20 protein-coding genes are annotated in these 16,300 nt (G+C 46.9%); 13 read left to right on the top strand and 7 right to left on the bottom strand.

The features are described from left to right. Positions 1-3: 3 nt before the first annotated feature. Positions 4-438, bottom strand: a complete 435-nt coding sequence (locus IEY24_RS30140; RefSeq protein WP_188939006.1) for a DUF3299 domain-containing protein — start codon at positions 436-438, stop codon at positions 4-6. Next, positions 435-842 carry a hypothetical protein gene (locus IEY24_RS30135; RefSeq protein WP_188939005.1) on the bottom strand — a complete coding sequence of 136 codons (408 nt, stop codon included), beginning with the start codon at positions 840-842 and terminating at the stop codon, positions 435-437. The genes IEY24_RS30140 and IEY24_RS30135 overlap by 4 nt, the downstream gene beginning before the upstream one ends. Before the next feature lie 179 nt (positions 843-1,021). Here IEY24_RS30135 and IEY24_RS30130 point away from each other — a divergent pair, with 179 nt between their 5' ends. Beyond that, positions 1,022-1,474: a heavy-metal-associated domain-containing protein gene (locus tag IEY24_RS30130; protein WP_229223356.1), complete on the top strand. Its 453-nt coding sequence runs from the start codon at positions 1,022-1,024 to the stop codon at positions 1,472-1,474. Positions 1,475-1,838: 364 nt separating this feature from the next. On the opposite strand, the gene lptB is transcribed toward IEY24_RS30130, so the two are convergent. Next, positions 1,839-2,570: an LPS export ABC transporter ATP-binding protein gene (gene lptB / locus IEY24_RS30120; protein WP_188939002.1), complete on the bottom strand. Its 732-nt coding sequence runs from the start codon at positions 2,568-2,570 to the stop codon at positions 1,839-1,841. Between the two features lie 19 nt (positions 2,571-2,589). Continuing rightward, positions 2,590-4,302, bottom strand: a complete 1,713-nt coding sequence (gene recJ / locus IEY24_RS30115; RefSeq protein WP_188939001.1) for a single-stranded-DNA-specific exonuclease RecJ — start codon at positions 4,300-4,302, stop codon at positions 2,590-2,592. A 118-nt stretch (positions 4,303-4,420) separates the two neighbouring features. Between recJ and ruvX the strand changes: the two genes are divergently transcribed. The 3 genes from ruvX to IEY24_RS30100 are packed head-to-tail and all read left to right on the top strand — an operon-like array spanning position 4,421 to position 6,286. Further along, positions 4,421-4,834 carry a Holliday junction resolvase RuvX gene (ruvX, locus tag IEY24_RS30110; protein ID WP_188939000.1) on the top strand — a complete coding sequence of 138 codons (414 nt, stop codon included), beginning with the start codon at positions 4,421-4,423 and terminating at the stop codon, positions 4,832-4,834. 48 nt (positions 4,835-4,882) lie between these two features. Continuing rightward, entirely contained in the window at positions 4,883-5,470 is a 588-nt protein-coding gene (gene def, locus IEY24_RS30105) for a peptide deformylase (RefSeq protein WP_188938999.1), read from the top strand. Positions 5,471-5,494: 24 nt separating this feature from the next. Then, on the top strand, positions 5,495-6,286 hold the full coding sequence (locus IEY24_RS30100; RefSeq protein ID WP_188938998.1) for an amidohydrolase: 792 nt from the start codon (positions 5,495-5,497) through the stop codon (positions 6,284-6,286). 24 nt (positions 6,287-6,310) lie between these two features. Here the strand turns inward: IEY24_RS30100 and gatC are convergent, their stop codons facing one another. After that, positions 6,311-6,598 carry an Asp-tRNA(Asn)/Glu-tRNA(Gln) amidotransferase subunit GatC gene (gene gatC, locus IEY24_RS30095; RefSeq protein ID WP_188938997.1) on the bottom strand — a complete coding sequence of 96 codons (288 nt, stop codon included), beginning with the start codon at positions 6,596-6,598 and terminating at the stop codon, positions 6,311-6,313. A gap of 615 nt (positions 6,599-7,213) precedes the next feature. Here gatC and IEY24_RS30090 point away from each other — a divergent pair. From IEY24_RS30090 to IEY24_RS30060, 7 genes are all read left to right on the top strand, one after another. Continuing rightward, positions 7,214-8,053, top strand: a complete 840-nt coding sequence (locus IEY24_RS30090) for a MotA/TolQ/ExbB proton channel family protein (RefSeq protein WP_090156048.1) — start codon at positions 7,214-7,216, stop codon at positions 8,051-8,053. A 61-nt stretch (positions 8,054-8,114) separates the two neighbouring features. Beyond that, the gene (locus IEY24_RS30085; protein ID WP_188938996.1) at positions 8,115-8,729 is read left to right on the top strand and encodes an ExbD/TolR family protein; all 615 of its coding nucleotides are present in this window, start codon (positions 8,115-8,117) and stop codon (positions 8,727-8,729) included. Between the two features lie 25 nt (positions 8,730-8,754). Further along, complete coding sequence (locus tag IEY24_RS30080) at positions 8,755-9,333, top strand: ExbD/TolR family protein (protein WP_188938995.1); 579 nt, start codon at positions 8,755-8,757, stop codon at positions 9,331-9,333. A 27-nt stretch (positions 9,334-9,360) separates the two neighbouring features. After that, complete coding sequence (locus tag IEY24_RS30075; protein WP_188938994.1) at positions 9,361-10,185, top strand: energy transducer TonB; 825 nt, start codon at positions 9,361-9,363, stop codon at positions 10,183-10,185. Between the two features lie 3 nt (positions 10,186-10,188). Further along, entirely contained in the window at positions 10,189-10,410 is a 222-nt protein-coding gene (locus IEY24_RS30070; RefSeq protein ID WP_188938993.1) for a hypothetical protein, read from the top strand. Continuing rightward, entirely contained in the window at positions 10,407-11,354 is a 948-nt protein-coding gene (locus tag IEY24_RS30065; RefSeq protein ID WP_188938992.1) for a substrate-binding domain-containing protein, read from the top strand. The genes IEY24_RS30070 and IEY24_RS30065 overlap by 4 nt, the downstream gene beginning before the upstream one ends. 90 nt (positions 11,355-11,444) lie before the next feature. After that, a complete protein-coding gene (locus IEY24_RS30060; protein WP_229223355.1) occupies positions 11,445-13,187 on the top strand; it encodes a tetratricopeptide repeat protein in 1,743 nt (580 codons plus the stop codon). A gap of 90 nt (positions 13,188-13,277) precedes the next feature. Here the strand turns inward: IEY24_RS30060 and IEY24_RS32870 are convergent, their stop codons facing one another. Continuing rightward, on the bottom strand, positions 13,278-13,484 hold the full coding sequence (locus IEY24_RS32870; protein WP_229223354.1) for a hypothetical protein: 207 nt from the start codon (positions 13,482-13,484) through the stop codon (positions 13,278-13,280). 132 nt (positions 13,485-13,616) lie between these two features. On the opposite strand from IEY24_RS32870, the gene IEY24_RS30055 reads away from it, so the two are divergent. After that, positions 13,617-14,984 (top strand): BatD family protein, encoded by a 1,368-nt coding sequence (locus IEY24_RS30055; protein WP_229223353.1) that lies wholly within the window; start codon positions 13,617-13,619, stop codon positions 14,982-14,984. A gap of 5 nt (positions 14,985-14,989) precedes the next feature. Then, positions 14,990-16,069 (top strand): chorismate synthase, encoded by a 1,080-nt coding sequence (aroC, locus tag IEY24_RS30050; protein WP_188938989.1) that lies wholly within the window; start codon positions 14,990-14,992, stop codon positions 16,067-16,069. On the opposite strand, the gene IEY24_RS30045 is transcribed toward aroC, so the two are convergent. Continuing rightward, on the bottom strand, positions 16,070-16,264 hold the full coding sequence (locus IEY24_RS30045; RefSeq protein WP_188939042.1) for a hypothetical protein: 195 nt from the start codon (positions 16,262-16,264) through the stop codon (positions 16,070-16,072). Positions 16,265-16,300: the final 36 nt, after the last annotated feature.

Here is a 16,300-nt window from a genome sequence, read left to right as displayed (position 1 = left end):
TAATCAATCGATCACCTCGGCGTCTTTCAAAATGTAGTTGAGGTGATCGATGTCACTCGCGTTAAGCACCAATCTTCCCCTGACAGTCAGTACTTCGTCGGTACGGAAACGCTGTTTTTTCTTCCGGAATTGCAGTTCCATGATGGATTCGGGCCCTGCGCCACCGCAGAAGAAGCAGGCCGCCATCGGTTTGGCGGAAATCACGTAAATGTTATCGTTTTCATCCACGGGGATCATGTAACCCCGGATACTGATCTCTTTGCCCTGCAATGCATTCACTGACGGCCCGAAAGCAGGGTATAAGAAATGCATGCCCAGTTCCTTGTTGAGTTTTCGGGTAAACTGTACGTCGGTCAGCCGCTTCCAGCTGATTTGCAATGGTTCGGCCCGAAATGTAAAAGCGAGAAACGGAATGAGCAGGATAGGAAGTTTTTTCATTTTAGCAGACTATCAAGTTTTGCAGTAGCTCCTTGTAACTCAATAATGGCTTCCCTGGATTGCCGCTGATAGTCCAGCATCGACTCATCGGTCATCGGCGGGGCAGACTTGTGTTCATGTGTATGCGTGCCATGCGCGTGGGCGTGTGCAAATCCGGGAACTTCGATCATATTCTCTTCCCACATTTCGATGAGGGCCTTTAAGCTGTCGATCTGTGATTTTTCTGCACCGCCTTTCGCGTGCGACGATAGGCTTTCGAGTTTTGGTTCCAGTTCTTTTGAAATTTCAATGGCTTCAAGATGCAAACGGTTGGCTTCAATTAGCTCGGGGCTTTTTTCCTCTTGGGCGCAGGAGGCGGCTGTCAGGCTAATAGTTAGCAGGAAAATCGGACGGATAAGATTCATTTCGGATGGAACTTCATTAAATGCAACAACGTTGCAAAAATGAAACAAATACTTTTAACACGCAACCGTCGCGTCCATTTTCTTTCGATATGCGAAGCTTTTATTCCCTGTCTTTCAGTTTGATAATTACATTTTTACATATTGGTTGCTGCATACTTCCTTTACTATCCCTGGCATCCTTGCCGATTTTTGATACTGTCTTTCTGACCAGGCATCAGCTATTGGTCACGGTTTTGCAATGGACGATATTTACTTGGCTGAGTGGCCGCCTGGCTGCTTTTTATTTCTGGAATAGAGAGTTTCATGGCCGAATGGAGACGTTGTCCTATTTCTTGGGCTGGTTTGTTGCATTATCAGGGTTGGTTATCAACCGTTGGGAGCCATTCAAAAGCGAAGAGCAGGTGCTGGCAGAGCAGCACTTTGAGCGTTTCAAATCCCAAAGGCAGCTCCGGATCGATCTGGCGAGCCCGGATAATGTGCAGGAACTTGTGGCCGACTTGCAGGAAATAGACGGTGTTAGAAAGGGGAGTATCGACCTGGAATCAGAAGCAGTGATACTTTCCTACCACAAGGAGAAAGTCTCGCCGGAGCGTATTTTAGCGTTTTTGAAAAGCAAGGGACATTTGAAGTGACCCAAAGTGCCCGTTAAGTTATTTAGATTTATTCAAAATAATTTTCAACAAACATTTGAATGATTCTAAATAGGTAATATATTTGCCTCAGTTTTAACGGCAATGTGGATGAGCGCTTTTACAATTAATGACTACAATGCGGAGGTGGAGCAGGGGTGTTTCTGGATGAAAAGCTTCGAGGACAACACTGAATGCGTGTTTAAGAAGTGTTGCGAGAAATATAAGAAGAAGGGCAAGCATTGCAAGAAGTGCCCTAAGAAGTAGCATCGCTGTTACTCTTTTTGACTAGTAATACAGTTCATGGTGAATAATTGTAAGAGAGGGAATGCCGCCTGAGCGTTCCCTTTTCTATGCTGGAGACATTTCAGATCTTCCTTTTCAGCTCGAAATTCTGTCCCAGGTAAACACGACGTACTTGCTCGTCTTCTGCCAATTCTTCGGCGGAGCCCTGTTTCAATATCTTTCCTTCAAATAGCAAATACGCCCGGTCGGTAATTGAAAGGGTTTCGTTCACATTGTGGTCGGTGATGAGGATGCCGATATTCTTGTGTTTCAGCTTGGCCACAATGCTTTGAATATCTTCCACGGCAATAGGGTCTACACCGGCGAAGGGCTCGTCGAGCAAAATGAATTTCGGATCGACAGCCAGGGACCGTGCAATTTCCGTCCGGCGACGCTCGCCTCCCGAAAGAACCATTCCCTTGCTCTTGCGGACATGCCCAAGGTGAAATTCCTCGATCAGCTCTTCCACCTTATGCTTCTGATCGGCTTTGGAGAGATCGGTCATTTCCAACACTGCCTTAATATTCTCTTCGACGGTCAATGTCCGGAAAACAGATGCCTCCTGCGCAAGGTAGCCCAGGCCCAGGCGGGCCCGCTTGTACATGGGCAGGTTGGTAATGTCCTTGTCGTCGAGGTACACTTTTCCGCTGTTGGGCTTCACTAACCCGACGGCCATATAAAAAGAAGTAGTTTTGCCGGCACCGTTCGGCCCGAGCAGCCCTACGATCTCGCCCTGCTCGACCTGGTAGCTTACATTATTATTAACGAGACGAACCCCGTATTTCTTGACGAGGTTTTCGGTTCTTAGTATCATTGTTCGTTTAAGTTCTTCCTCAATGCAGCTTAATGTCTTTCAACGAAAGCTGTAATGTTTTCTTGTCACGGAAATTGTTCTCTTCAAGGCAATAGCAGATCGAGAACGGCCTTCCATTGACAATATCAGGATAAAAATGCCCCATTCCGAAGCCTACGGCCGTGAACACAGCCGAGTTATTTTGTTTTACATCAAACTTGATGTGTTTTTCCTTCATCAAAAACGGGCGGCCAACCAGCGTCATGTTTCGTGACTCAAAGACCGGCGTCATGTTGCCTGGCCCGAATGGCCCCATCTGGCGAAGGATGTTATAGAATTTCGGCGTAATGTTTTCCAGTTCAAGCAGCATGTCGACGTTAATCATCGGTACAAGCTGGTCGGGCTGGATGCGGCTACTAACGATTTCGTTGAACCGCATTCTGAATGCTTCCACGTTATCCAGCGGCAATGTAAGGCCGGCAGCAAAAGTATGCCCGCCATATTGTTCCAAAAGATCCGCGCATTCTTCGATCGCTTCGTACACATCAAAACCGGGCACCGAGCGTGCAGAGCCAGCGGCTTTTCCATGGGATTGCGTGAGAATAATGGTGGGGCGATGGTATTTTTCGATACAACGGCTTGCTACGATCCCGATCACGCCTTTGTGCCAGTCTTCCTTATATAATACGGTACTTTTCGCATTCGAAAACCATTCGTCGTTTTCGATCATGAAAAGCGCCTGTTCGGTAATGCTTGAATCGAAGTTGCGGCGCTCGCTGTTATGCTTGTTGATTTCTTCCGCAAACTCCATCGCCTCTTCCTCAATTTCGGAAAGCAAAAGTCTTACAGCTTCTTTTGCATGCTTAATGCGTCCGGCTGCGTTGATCCTCGGCCCGAGCCCGAAGACTACGTTGGTAATATCGAGCGCACCGCTGATCCCTGAGATTTGTATTAAGGCTTTAATACCGGTACGCGGTTTGGCATTAAGCCTTTGCAAGCCATAAAACGCTAAAATGCGGTTTTCGCCCGTGATAGGAACAATATCAGAGGCAATGCTGACAACCAGCAGGTCGAGGTAATCGTACAACGTTTCAGGGTCGAGGCCCTGTTTGATACAAAATGCCTGCAAAAGCTTGAACCCAACGCCACAGCCGGTTAGCTCTTTATAAGGATACAGGCAATCTTCCCGCTTCGGATCGAGTACTGCAGCAGCTGGCGGAAGCTCGTCGCCGGGGCGGTGGTGGTCACATATGATGAAGTCGATCCCTTTTTCAAGGGCCACAGTTACCTTGTCAACCGATTTAACGCCACAGTCGAGGGTAACTATTAATGTATAGCCATTCGCTTCGGCCCATTCCACGCCCTGCCACGAAACGCCGTAGCCTTCCTCGTAGCGATCGGGAATGTAGTAGTCCAGATTTGGGTAAATCCTTTTGAGAAAACCATAGAACAATGCGACGGAAGTAGTACCATCTACGTCGTAATCTCCGTAAACCAGTATTTTCTCGTTGGATTCGATGGCTTTGATCAGGCGCTCCGCAGCTTTTTCCATGTCAGCCATCAGGAACGGATCGTGCAAATGCTTGATGTCGGGTCGGAAAAAGTCGCGGGACTGGTCGAAATCGAGGATGCCGCGCTGAACCAAAAGCGTTGCCAGCGAGGGACTTACTTTAAGTGATTCGGCAAGGCTCTGCGCAATCTGTTCTTGTTCAGAGGTAAAGGGAGGGAAATGTATCCAGCGCTTTTCAATCATAGGGCAAAGATAATCGGTTTCCGGAATGCGTGCAGCCTAAATGTGCAATCGGCCGGGCAATCGGGAAAAGCTAAGCGAAAGGTCTTATCTTTGCAAACTATTAACATATTTTAAGCCCATGCCACGTCTTCTGGCGATCGATTACGGCGCCAAGCGCACCGGAATAGCCGTTACGGACCCGTTGAAAATCATCGCTACGGCGCTCGATACCGTGCCCACGCATCAGCTGCCCGATTTTCTCAAAAAGTATATGCTCACTGAAGAGGTAGAAGCATTCGTGGTTGGAATGCCCAAAAAGCTCGACAATACCGATAGCGAGAACGCCGCCAGGGTTACCGCTTTTGTAAAGACACTACAAAAAGCTTTTCCTGAAATCCCGGTGCATTTACACGACGAGCGTTTTACATCGTCGATGGCGTTACAATCCATGATCGCTTCGGGATCGAAAAAAAGTGACAGGCGCGATAAGGGCAATATCGACAAAGTTAGCGCCACGATCATTCTTCAGTCCTTCATGGAAAGCCGAAGGTAGAATTTGTAAGTAGTACATATTATATAGGTAGCAAAAGTTTTAATAAACATGATTTATCCAATAGTTGCATACGGTGACCCGATCCTGAGAAAACCAACCCGTTTTATCGAAAAAGATGAAGTGGATTTGAAGAAGCTTTCAGAGGATATGTTCGAAACTATGCACGGCGCGAATGGCGTGGGCCTGGCCGCGCCGCAGATCGGTCTGAATATCCGCATTTTCGTAGTAGACGGCACGCCGTTCGCCGAGAGGGATGAAGAAGACGAAGACGACGAGCCGGATCTGTCATTGGTCGATTTCAAAAAGGCATTCATCAATCCCGAGATATTGGAAGAAACCGGTGAGGAATGGGCGTTCGAAGAGGGGTGTCTGAGCATTCCGGGCATTCGCGGCGATGTGTACCGCCCCGAAACGCTCCGTATCCGCTATCGAGACCTCGATTGGAACGAGCACGAAGAAACCTATTCGGGGATGGCTGCCCGCATTATCCAGCACGAGTACGACCATTTGCTGGGCAAATTGTTCGTGGATTACCTGCCTACGCTCAAAAAACAGTTTATCAAGAAGAAACTGACCGATATTTCCAAAGGGAATGTAGACGCAGATTACCGTATGCGTTTTCCAAGCCGCAGATAGGTTTTAACCAGCAAATATTCGGTCATGCAGGAAAATAAGGAAATCCTTTCGATTGCATTGGTCCAGTCCGATTTACATTGGGAAAATGTAACGGCCAACCTGGCCTCCTTTGAAGAAAAGCTGGCGGCATTGCCGGAGCCGGTCGATGTGATCGTGCTTCCGGAAATGTTTAACACCGGTTTTACGATGAACACTACGCTCGCCGAGCCGATGAACCTGACCACCACCCGCTGGATGAAGCAAATGGCCAAACAGCATAATGCCCTGGTGGTGGGAAGTTTTGCAGTAAATGACGGAGGACGTTTTTTTAACAGGCTTCTTTGCGTAAGCCCGGATGGTACCCATGCGCATAGCGACAAGCGGCACCTTTTCCGGATGGGAGAGGAGAACAATCATTATACTGCGGGCAGTAGCCGGTTGACAATTGAATGGAGAGGCTGGAAAATTTGTCCGCTCGTTTGCTACGACCTACGATTTCCGGTATGGAGCCGCAATCTGCAAAGTGAACCTTACGACATCCTATTATATGTAGCGAACTGGCCCGCGCGTCGCGCGCATGCGTGGAGCACGCTCTTGCAGGCGAGGGCAATCGAAAATCAGTGCTATGTGATGGGTGTTAACCGTATCGGCACTGATGGGGGCGGTTTGGAATACCGTGGAGATTCTGTCGCCCTCGACTACCTGGGAGAACCTGTGGCAATGCTGACAAACCAGGAGGCAGAGAAGGTTGTCCACGTTTCGAAGGCGGAGCTCATCGCTTATCGGCAGAACTTTCCTGCATTGTCGGACGCCGACGATTTCGAAATCCATTGTTGAGGTATAGGACATTGTGTCCTATACTTACTCAATCACTTTGGGTACCATTATATAGGTACTGTTTTTCGACGGTGCATTGAAGAGCGCTTCCTCGCGTGTGAGCGTATTTGCACCTTTATCTTCCCGCCAGTTATTTTCTTCGTCGAGCACGTGCGTCAAAGGCTCCACTCCCTGCGTATCTATTTCATTGAGCTGGTCCATCCAGGTAAGAACCGAATCCATACTATGTAAGAGTGCCGCTTCTTCCCCGGGCCTGATCTCTAATCGTGCGAGGTGCGCGATCTTTTTGAGCGACTCCTGATCGATCTTCATGTATTTTAAGAATTTGTTAAGTTAATGGACATGCTATCCACCAAAAGCCAAAATTACCGGATTTTTGTCATTCCGCTAGTGGTAAGCTCCGGGAAATTGAGTGACGGGCGGTTGCAAGCGGGATGCGGGACGGATTGATTTAGTCAAATTTTGAGGTTCGGCGGAAAATCCCGGGCATCGAAATTTAAAATTGTTGTTAAGACACATAGTAGGAGAAAAATAATATTTGCTTTTCTAAGGTAATCTTGAAATATTTTGAAACACAAAACTCCTCACTAAAAAACATGTTGTTACATATGAACGCAAAGAGTGCAATTATATAGAGGTTCCGGCCAGGCTGGTATACTCCTATGGATCAGTATTAAAACTAGAATTTGTACTAAAAATAGAAGGGAGGGGATTCTTTAAATTATGCAATTCGGAGCCGTTTCTGCGAAAAATCTGAGAAAAAATCTGCCGAAACGCTTGCTTTTTTTTAAAAGGAAAACTCATACTTTTGTAGATGTCGTTTATCCGAAAAGCATTCAAAATTTTATTTTACGAAAACCAGTTTAAACCAAAAGTTTTATTTAATTCACAACCAAAATCTCAATTTAACCTTTAAAAGTAAGTCTGATGGAAAAGAAAGCTACAAGTCCGGCACCAGCTCCAAAGCCTGCTGCGGCAGCAACAAAAGGCAAAGGCGGTTTGAACCCGGCATTGGTAATCCCTCTACTTTTTGCGATTGCACTTTGCGTTTACATTTTCGTGTTGGGGGCTCCCGAACACTTTAAAGACGGCGATCACGAAAAAGGACCTATCGATGGTGATTACTACGGAATCGTTTACAAGGGAGGTCCTATCGTACCGATCTTGATGACGTGTTTCCTTATTGTATTGACCTTTACTATCGAGCGTCTGATCACTTTGAACAAGGCAAGCGGCTCAGGCAGCATTGACTCGTTCGTTCGTAAAGTGAGAAGCCTGCTTGACAAAAACCAAATCGAAGAGGCTATCAAAGAATGCGATAAGCAAAAAGGATCTGTTGGTAACGTAATCAAAGCGGGTCTTTTGAAATACAAGCAATTGACTACTGAAACTGCGCTTGACAAAGAGCAGAAACTGGCGGCTCTTCAGAAAGAGATCGAAGAAGCTACTACACTTGAACTTCCAATGCTTCAGAAAAACCTTACCATCATCGCTACACTGGCGGGTGCATCTACCCTCTTGGCGCTTCTTGGAACGGTAATCGGTATGATCAAGGCGTTCGCGGCTTTGGGTACATCAGGTTCACCTGACTCCGCTGCTCTTGCGACTGGTATCTCTGAGGCCCTTATCAATACCGCTCTTGGTATCGGTACATCGGCTATCGCGACTATTTCTTACGCTTACCTGAACAGCCGTGTTGACGATCTTACTTACAGCATCGACGAAATTGGCATGAGCCTTCAGTCGAACTTTGCTGCACATTATTAATAGTTCGCTGAACTATTTTATAGTGAAGTTTCGTTAATATAAAAAAAACTTATATATTTGTATGGGAAAGGTAAGGCCAAAGAAACATGCGCCGCATACTGATATGACGGCCATGACGGATGTTGCCTTCTTGCTCTTGACGTTCTTCATTATGACGGCGACTTTTAAGTCGAACGATGCAGAGATTACAACACCTACATCGATTTCGCAGATCAAAGTGCCAGATGATAAGATCATGGTCATTAGCATTGACAAATCAGGGAAAGTATTCTTTGGTGTTGATGCCCAGCCTACTCGCGTTGCGATGCTGGACAACATCGGACAAGCCAAAGGAATCACCTTTACTGATACTGAGAAGGCAAAGTTTGCACTGCAGTCGAGCTTTGGTTTTCCTCTGAATCAGTTGAAGCCCTGGCTGAATATGCCTAAGGAGCAAATGGGCCAGGTGAAGCAACCAGGGATCCCGGTTGACTCCACGGGTGCCAGCGAATTGGCAGACTGGGTTTATGCTGCGCGTAAGGCAGACAACCAGCTACGTATTGCATTGAAAGGGGACAACCTGTCTAAATTTCCTGCATTCAAAGACGTGCTGGCTAATTTGCAGTCGCAGAATATTAACAAGTTCAACCTGATCACAGGTAGCGAACAAGCACCGGCCGGTTACACAAACGAATAATGTTATCATTTAATATTTAGAAGAAATGGCAGCAATTGAAGAATCCGGTGGTGGGCACGGTAAAGGTGATGGTAAGGTAAGGGCCAAGAAAATGTCCACCCGTGTGGACATGACCCCAATGGTAGACCTAGGATTTTTGCTTATCACCTTTTTCATGCTTGCGACAACAATGTCGAAACCGACATCCATGTCGCTCGCTGTGCCTGACAAAACCGAAGATCAGGAAAAGCCGACGGAACCTTTGAAAGCATCCAAAGTTTTAACCCTTTTCATGGGAGCGAACGATGATGTATACTATCTGGACGGTATCGCTGCAGATGACGATAAAGCTAAGACTGATTTGAAAACAACCCGTTACGGGTTCGATCTGAGAAGTGTGATTTTCGCATCTCAAAAGCGTATCAACGCAGCAAATCCAAAGGATAAAGACGGTAATGAAGCTTTTGTCGTGGTAATCAAGCCAACAGCGGTATCTACCTACAAAAATATGGTAGATGTACTGGATGAAATGGCCATTACCAAAACCAAACGTTATGCACTTGTTGACGCGTTGACAGACGCTGAGAAGAAAGTGTTGGGCGACAAAATAATTCCAAAAAACTAGTTTTAAACCAAAATTAATCACAGCGCCATGGCAGAGATCAGCCCGAATGCAACACTGGATGATATAGTGTTTGCGGATCGTAATAAGGCGTACGGTGCATTTTCACTTCGTCAGGGTTATCGCAGAGATGTGACGAAGGCCACTTTACTTGGAGCTGCTCTTTTTGTCCTTGCTATGTTTACACCGTCGATCATCAACAGCTTGACGGCAGGTAAGGAAGAGGAAGCACCAATGGTTGAAGTGGATTTGATGAAAATCCCGCCGCCGCCAATAGACCCGGCAGAACCACCACCACCACCGCCGCCGCCAGTGGAGGCACCAAAGGTGAACACGGTGAAGTTCTTGCCTCCTGAGGTTAAGAAAGATGAAGAGGTTCCCGAAGAGGTACCACCACCAACAGTGGAAGAAATTAAAGAAGCTGTTGTTGCGGATAAAACCATCGAAGGTGACCCTAACGCGAATGAAATCATTGTTGCACCCGAAGCGGTTGCTGCACCTAGCAAAGGAGTAGTAGTAGAGGCGGCCCCTGAACCTGAAAAGGTATTTACGGTGGTTGAGCAACAACCTGAGTTCCCGGGAGGTACCGCAGAGATGTACAAGTATCTTAGTAAAAACATCAAGTATCCAAGTGCAGCATCCCGTGCTAACGTTTCCGGAAGGGTTTTCATGTCCTTCGTTGTTAACACTGACGGAAGTATCCAGGATGTAGCGGTTTTGAAAGGATTGGGTTTTGGTTGCGATGAAGAGGCGATCCGCGTAGTAAAAGCTATGCCGAAATGGAAGCCAGGAAAGCAATCAGGACGTGCAGTTCGTGTAAAATACAACCTGCCGATCAACTTCCAATTGGAGTAAGGCATGAGGGAGAAACCATTGCATGAAAAGCTCGGTGATCTGACCTCTTCGGTAATGGCTCTGGCATACGTAGGAGGAGGGGTCTTTTTGATCTTCTCCTCCTTCTCATTTAGATTGTTGCCGATCGGCAGCATCTGGCGGTATGCTTTTGCTGGCACACTTATTTTATACGGAGCCTACCGGGGTTACAGGGTGTTGAGAAGAAACCAGGACGACGAGTCATGAAAAAGAGATTGGCAGGACTGCTGCTGTTGTTAACGCTCGGTATAGCAGGATTACTCAGATGTACCTCGTCTAACAGTGATCTGGACAATCCGCGGAAAGGTACGATCACAATCGCGGCGGATGAATCTTTCAAACCGCTGGTTAATTCGCTTACAGGTGCCTACGAGGGAATTTACCCCGATGCGCATTTCAAGGTAGACTACAAACCGGAGCAGGAAGCGATCCGACAGCTGTTGAACGACAGCGCCAGGATCATTTTCGCGACGCGCCAGTTGAACGAGAAGGAACTGGAAATGATCAGGAAGCAAAAGGGCAGCCAGAAGTTCCAGCATATCGCAACGGACGGCCTCGCGCTGGTGATTGGAAAGAGCAATACGGATAGTCTCATCACGATTCCGGAACTGAAAGCGGTCATGGAAGGTAAACTTACCGACTGGTCGCAGATCAAAGGTGGGCAGGAGGGGTTGATTACATTGGTTTTTGATAATGCCAATGCAAGCAACCTGAACTTTGTGCTCAATAAATTCGGCATTAGAGATATTCAGAAACTGAGAATTATTTCGGCCGGATCAAACGAAAATGTAATCAAGGACGTCAGGGAGAACCCTACCCATCTCGGTTTTATCGGGGTGAACTGGATCAGTGACGGACATTCGCTGGCTTCGGAAGAGCTTTCGAGGGGTATCCGGGTAATGGGAGTCGCCAAAGACGCTAAACCCGATTCACTTTCTGACTACATCCAGCCTTTTCAGGCAGGGTTGGAGTTCAAGCGCTATCCACTGCACAGAGACTTATATATTATCAGCCGGGAAGGATACTCGGGCCTCGGCGGTGGGTTGATGACCTACATTGCCCGGGACGTCGGAGGACTGATCATTCAGAAAATGGGTTTACTGCCAACGGTAGTTTATCCGAGAGAACTGGAAATAAAGACAGAGTTATAGTGAATGTAAACAATTAGTAGATTTGGGGCTTGTTATTGAAAAACCAAGTTTTTTATCATTATTTTAACCGGGTAAAAAATGAACAGAAACATGAGAATGAAATTAGTAGCATTGGTATTTGGTTTATTAGCGTTTGTTAACTTACACGCACAGACGGTACAGGACGGGTTGGCATTAATTCATGGAGAACGTTATAATGAGGCAGGCGCTGCGTTCAAGAAGCTTGCCGAAGGAACCCCTTCTGCTGATAACCAATATTACCTTGGTTATTACTATATCAAAACCAATCAATTGGACGAGGCGCAGAAAGCATTCGAAAAAGGTCTGTCGCTGGATGAGAAGTCTTACCTGAACCAGGTGGGTCTTGGAACAGTAGCCCTGGCAAAAGGCGACCGTGCGAAAGCCAAAACACTTTTCGACGAAGCTGAAAAGAAGAAAAAGAAAGATGCCGAAGTTCTTTTCAGAATAGGCGAAGCTTATACACTTTTCGAGAAAAACAGCGACCCAGCCGAAGCAATCCGTTTGCTTGACCTGGCGATTGCCCGCGACAAAAACCTTGCTGACGCTTATCTGGCAAAAGGAGACGCTTTGATGTTGCGGAATGAAGGTGGTAACGCCGTGACCGCTTACGAATACGCTTTGACCGCAAAACCAAATTATGCGGCTGCTCACAATGCTATTGGTTCTGTTTACCTGCGTGGTAAGAACTATAACCTTGCCTTGGAGAACTACAAGAAAGCAATTGAATCTGACGCTAACTTCGCACCTGCTTACAAAGACCTCGCTGAGCTTTACTTCTTCGCTCAGAAATACAAGCAGGCGGCTGAAAACTTCGACTTGTATCTGCAAAAAAGCGGTAGCACTGACCCTGAAATGAAACTTCGCGGTGCACAGTTCGCATTTACTGCTGATGATTACACAAAATCACTTCAATTCCTCGAAGAAGCAAAAGGAAAGATCAATAACCCGATCATCAAGCGTATGTATGGATGGGCTTATTTCAAAACCAATAAGCCTGACGAAGCAATCCAGAGCCTTGACGAGTTTATCAAAGGATCGCCTGACAAAGTAATCGGTGATGACTACAAATACCTTGGCCGTGCACTTAATGCTAAGGCAACCGATGGCAAAGGCTACGATTCATTGGGTATGGAGTATATTAAGAAAGGTGCTGAAATGGATACCAGTAAAGCGGAGGCTGCTGCTACCTACAAAGAAGTTGCAGGCTTGTACTACGCTGCAAAGGATTATCCTAAGGCTGCTGCTGCCTATTCAAAGGGTAACGGCCTGGACACCGCGAAAGCAACTGCCAATGACTATTACTATGAAGGGCTTGCTAACTTCCAGACAGCACAGAGCTATATCGTTCCTAAAAGCGGCGATCCTAACTTTGCTGATAGCGTGAAAATAGCAACTGACAAACGTAACATGTACCTGAGAGCTGACTCGATCTTCGCTACTGTAACCCGTAAATTGCCCGATTGGCCATACGGCTACTACTGGCGTGCAAGTACGCTCTACAATGCGTACGACAGACAAGAGAATGTTGACAAAGGTATTTCACAGCCATATTATCTGAAATTGACGGAATTGGCGGAGAAAGATCCGGATCCGAGCAAATACAAGTCTTATTTGAAATTGGCTTACGGATACCTCGCATTCCACGCTCAATCGACATTGAAAGACGAGGCGAAAGCGAAAGAATATTGGGAGAAACTGCTTAAAGTAGATCCGGATAATGCTGCTGCAAAAGAGGCATTAGGATTGGCGGTAGCTCAACCAGCACAACCTGCCGCTGGCACGGCAACTAAGCCTGCTACAAAGAAGAAGTAATTCCGAAAAGGCTATAAGAGAAAAGCCGCCCGAATTCGGGCGGCTTTCTTATTTTCTAAGCTCTCGATTATCAAATGATAGGTTTTGTTGCTAATTCAACGCGGAAAGTCGTTCAAAACATATGTTCAACACTGGTAAGTGAACAGTTGCATAATGGTCGTAACACCATTGTCTAAGTCTTTTGATCTCAGCGGGCATTAACATGCGTATCGCTTTGCGGAGTTCTTTTTCAAATAATTTGCGGTCGAAGCTGACTTTTTGGAGAATAATTTTAATGTATTCAAGCATCGAGGCCATAGTATTATGTAGTTTTGTGGTTTAGGGAAAACTATTAAACAGGAGAAACCCTTAAAAACGCTTCGTTTTCAGCAATTCCAATAAAGATAACGAAAAACTGAAATGAAATTATATGCGTTATTAAATATTTTTTTGTGTTTTTCTAGTATCTCCCTGGCGCAGTCGTCGGAGAACCTTGTGACCATTGAGTATGGCTCGAAAAATCTGACATTGGATCAGCCATTTTTAATCTCGGTCGTGTTGCGGGATGTGGAGACCAGGCCGTCGGTTATCTTCCCGGAAATCAAAGACTTGGAAAAAAGGAGCAAGTCGGCCACGAGTTCCGTAAACACGGTAGATGGGCGGAAGGTGGTTATCCAAACCATCACCCAGGAATACTACGCAAAAAAGGCAGGTAACTATTTGATTCCGGAATTTACGCTGGCAGTTAATAACCTCAAACTGCGCTCGGATGAAACAATGGTCGTTTTTGCAAAGGCCGGCGACGAGAGCGGGAATGCGTTGGAGGAGAATGTAGCGGTAACGGAAGTTGAGGACAATAGCCAATCGGTGTTTTTGTCGGTGCAGACAGATAAGAAGGAAGTCTATATTCGGCAAGGCTTTGCAGTCCGGATATCGTTATATATTGCTGAGAATGCGCCGGTGGAAATGGAGTTTTATCGGTTTAACGAGCAGTTGCAAAGCATTCTGAAAGCCGTGAGGCCGGTAAACTGCTGGGAAGAAAATATCGGCGTCGAGGAGATTATCAAACGAAAGGTTACAATCCGCGGCCGTAAATATGCGGAATACAACATGTACCAGGCGAGGCTTTTCCCGATCACGACGGAGGATATCGTGTTGCCATCGGTGAAGCTCGATATGCTGGTGACGGAAAGCGGTGGAGCGGTGAATGTCGAGAAAAAGCTGGTAAGAGGCTTCTATTCGAGGCCTGTAACCGTAGTGGTGCGGCAGCTGCCTGATCATCCCTTGCGCGACCAGGTGGCCGTGGGACAATACAGTTTGAAAGAGCGATTGTCGAGTGATCTGGTGTATCCGGGAGAGAGCGTCAGATATATGTTCAAAGTGGAAGGCGTTGGCAATATAACGGCCATTCCTGCGCCGGTGATCCAGGCGAGCTCTTCCTTCGACATTTATCCACCGGAGGTTAGCCAGGTGATCAAGCGGAGCTACCAGAGCGTCGTGGGAGAAAGGACATTCAACTATTTTGTCGTTCCCAGAAAGGATGGAGAATTCCCGCTAAGCAGGTATTTTCACTGGATTTATTTCGATGTCGAGAAGCAGAATTATGATACATTGACGTCCGCAGCGACATTGGAGGTGCGGGGAGACGATTACAAATTGGCTAATTTGTCGCTATCCGGTTCTTCGGGTTTGTACGATAACCTCGAAAACCTTGACAGCAGCCGCGAGACGATCGACTATAAAAAGATTTTGAAAGATTTAACCAACATCTTGATTGTATTGTTGTTGGTAACAATGATTTGGGTATTTAGAAAGTAAGTTTAATGGGCAGTACATACGGCAAGATATTTAGAATAGCCACTTTCGGCGAATCGCACGGAGTAGGGATCGGTGTAGTGATAGAAGGCTGTCCGGCGGGCGTGCCTTTTGATTCTGATTTTATACAAAGCGAACTAACGCGCAGAAAGCCGGGGCAATCCAGAATTACGACGCAGCGTAAAGAAGCGGACGAGTTCGAGGTGCTATCCGGCGTGTTCGAAGGAAAAACGACCGGTACGCCCATTGCAATGGTGATCCGGAATGAAGACCAGCGGAGTAAGGATTACTCGCATATAGCCGCACAATTCAGGCCTTCCCACGCCGATTACACCTACCAGGTCAAATACGGCGTTCGTGACTATCGCGGAGGTGGGCGCAGCTCTGCGCGCGAAACGGCCGCACGCGTAGCCGCTGGTGCACTCGCGAAGCTGATGCTAGCCGAATTAGGGGTAAGTATTCAGGCTTATGTATCACAAGTGGGTACAATGAAACTGGAAAAAAGTTACCAGGAATTGGACCTTTCCGAAACCGAAAACAATGCAGTGCGCTGCCCGGACCCTGAAATGGCTCAGCAGATGTTTGATTATATTGATGGCGTCCGTAAGCAGGGCGATTCAATCGGCGGAGTTGTTAATTGTGTCGTAAAAGGAACGCCGGCCGGTTGGGGAGAGCCCGTTTTCGACAAGCTTCACGCTGAACTTGGTAAGGCAATGCTGAGCATTAATGCTGTTAAAGGCTTTGAATACGGAAGTGGGTTCGATGGGGTGTTATTACCAGGTTCTCAGCACAATGATGCGTTCTATACCGACGAAAGCGGCCATGTACACACGCGTACGAACCATTCCGGAGGTATTCAGGGTGGTATTTCAAATGGCGAGGACATTTACTTCCGCACTGCATTCAAGCCTGTTGCTACGATTATGCAGGATCAGGAGAGCGTCGATCAGTTCGGTAATGTTGCAATTGTACAAGGAAAAGGCCGTCATGACCCATGCGTCGTACCTCGTGCAGTGCCTATCGTAGAAGCGATGGCCGCTTTGGTTCTGGCGGATTTTTATCTAAGAAACAGATCGGCGAAGTTGTGATCAGGCCTTGTGGCGCCTGCGCCGTTGGTTGAGGCATAGTACCAGCCAGATAGTGCCTATGAATTCGATCGTGAGCCCGCTCAGAATGATGGGGTCACTGAACTGGGTCTTCGCGGAGTTTAAAAACGAACCGGTTGCCAGCACGATCATGCCGGCAAGGAGAATAAGTACAGCGTTTCTAAGGCTAAGCTTCACCGACTACATATTTCGTTCTACAATAAGTATCGTCAA

The organism is Dyadobacter endophyticus (genome assembly GCF_014641595.1).
GTDB lineage: Bacteria > Bacteroidota > Bacteroidia > Cytophagales > Spirosomataceae > Dyadobacter > Dyadobacter endophyticus.
The sequence above is the reverse complement of the archived record's forward strand: the minus strand, read 5'-3'. Positions and strand labels throughout refer to the sequence as shown.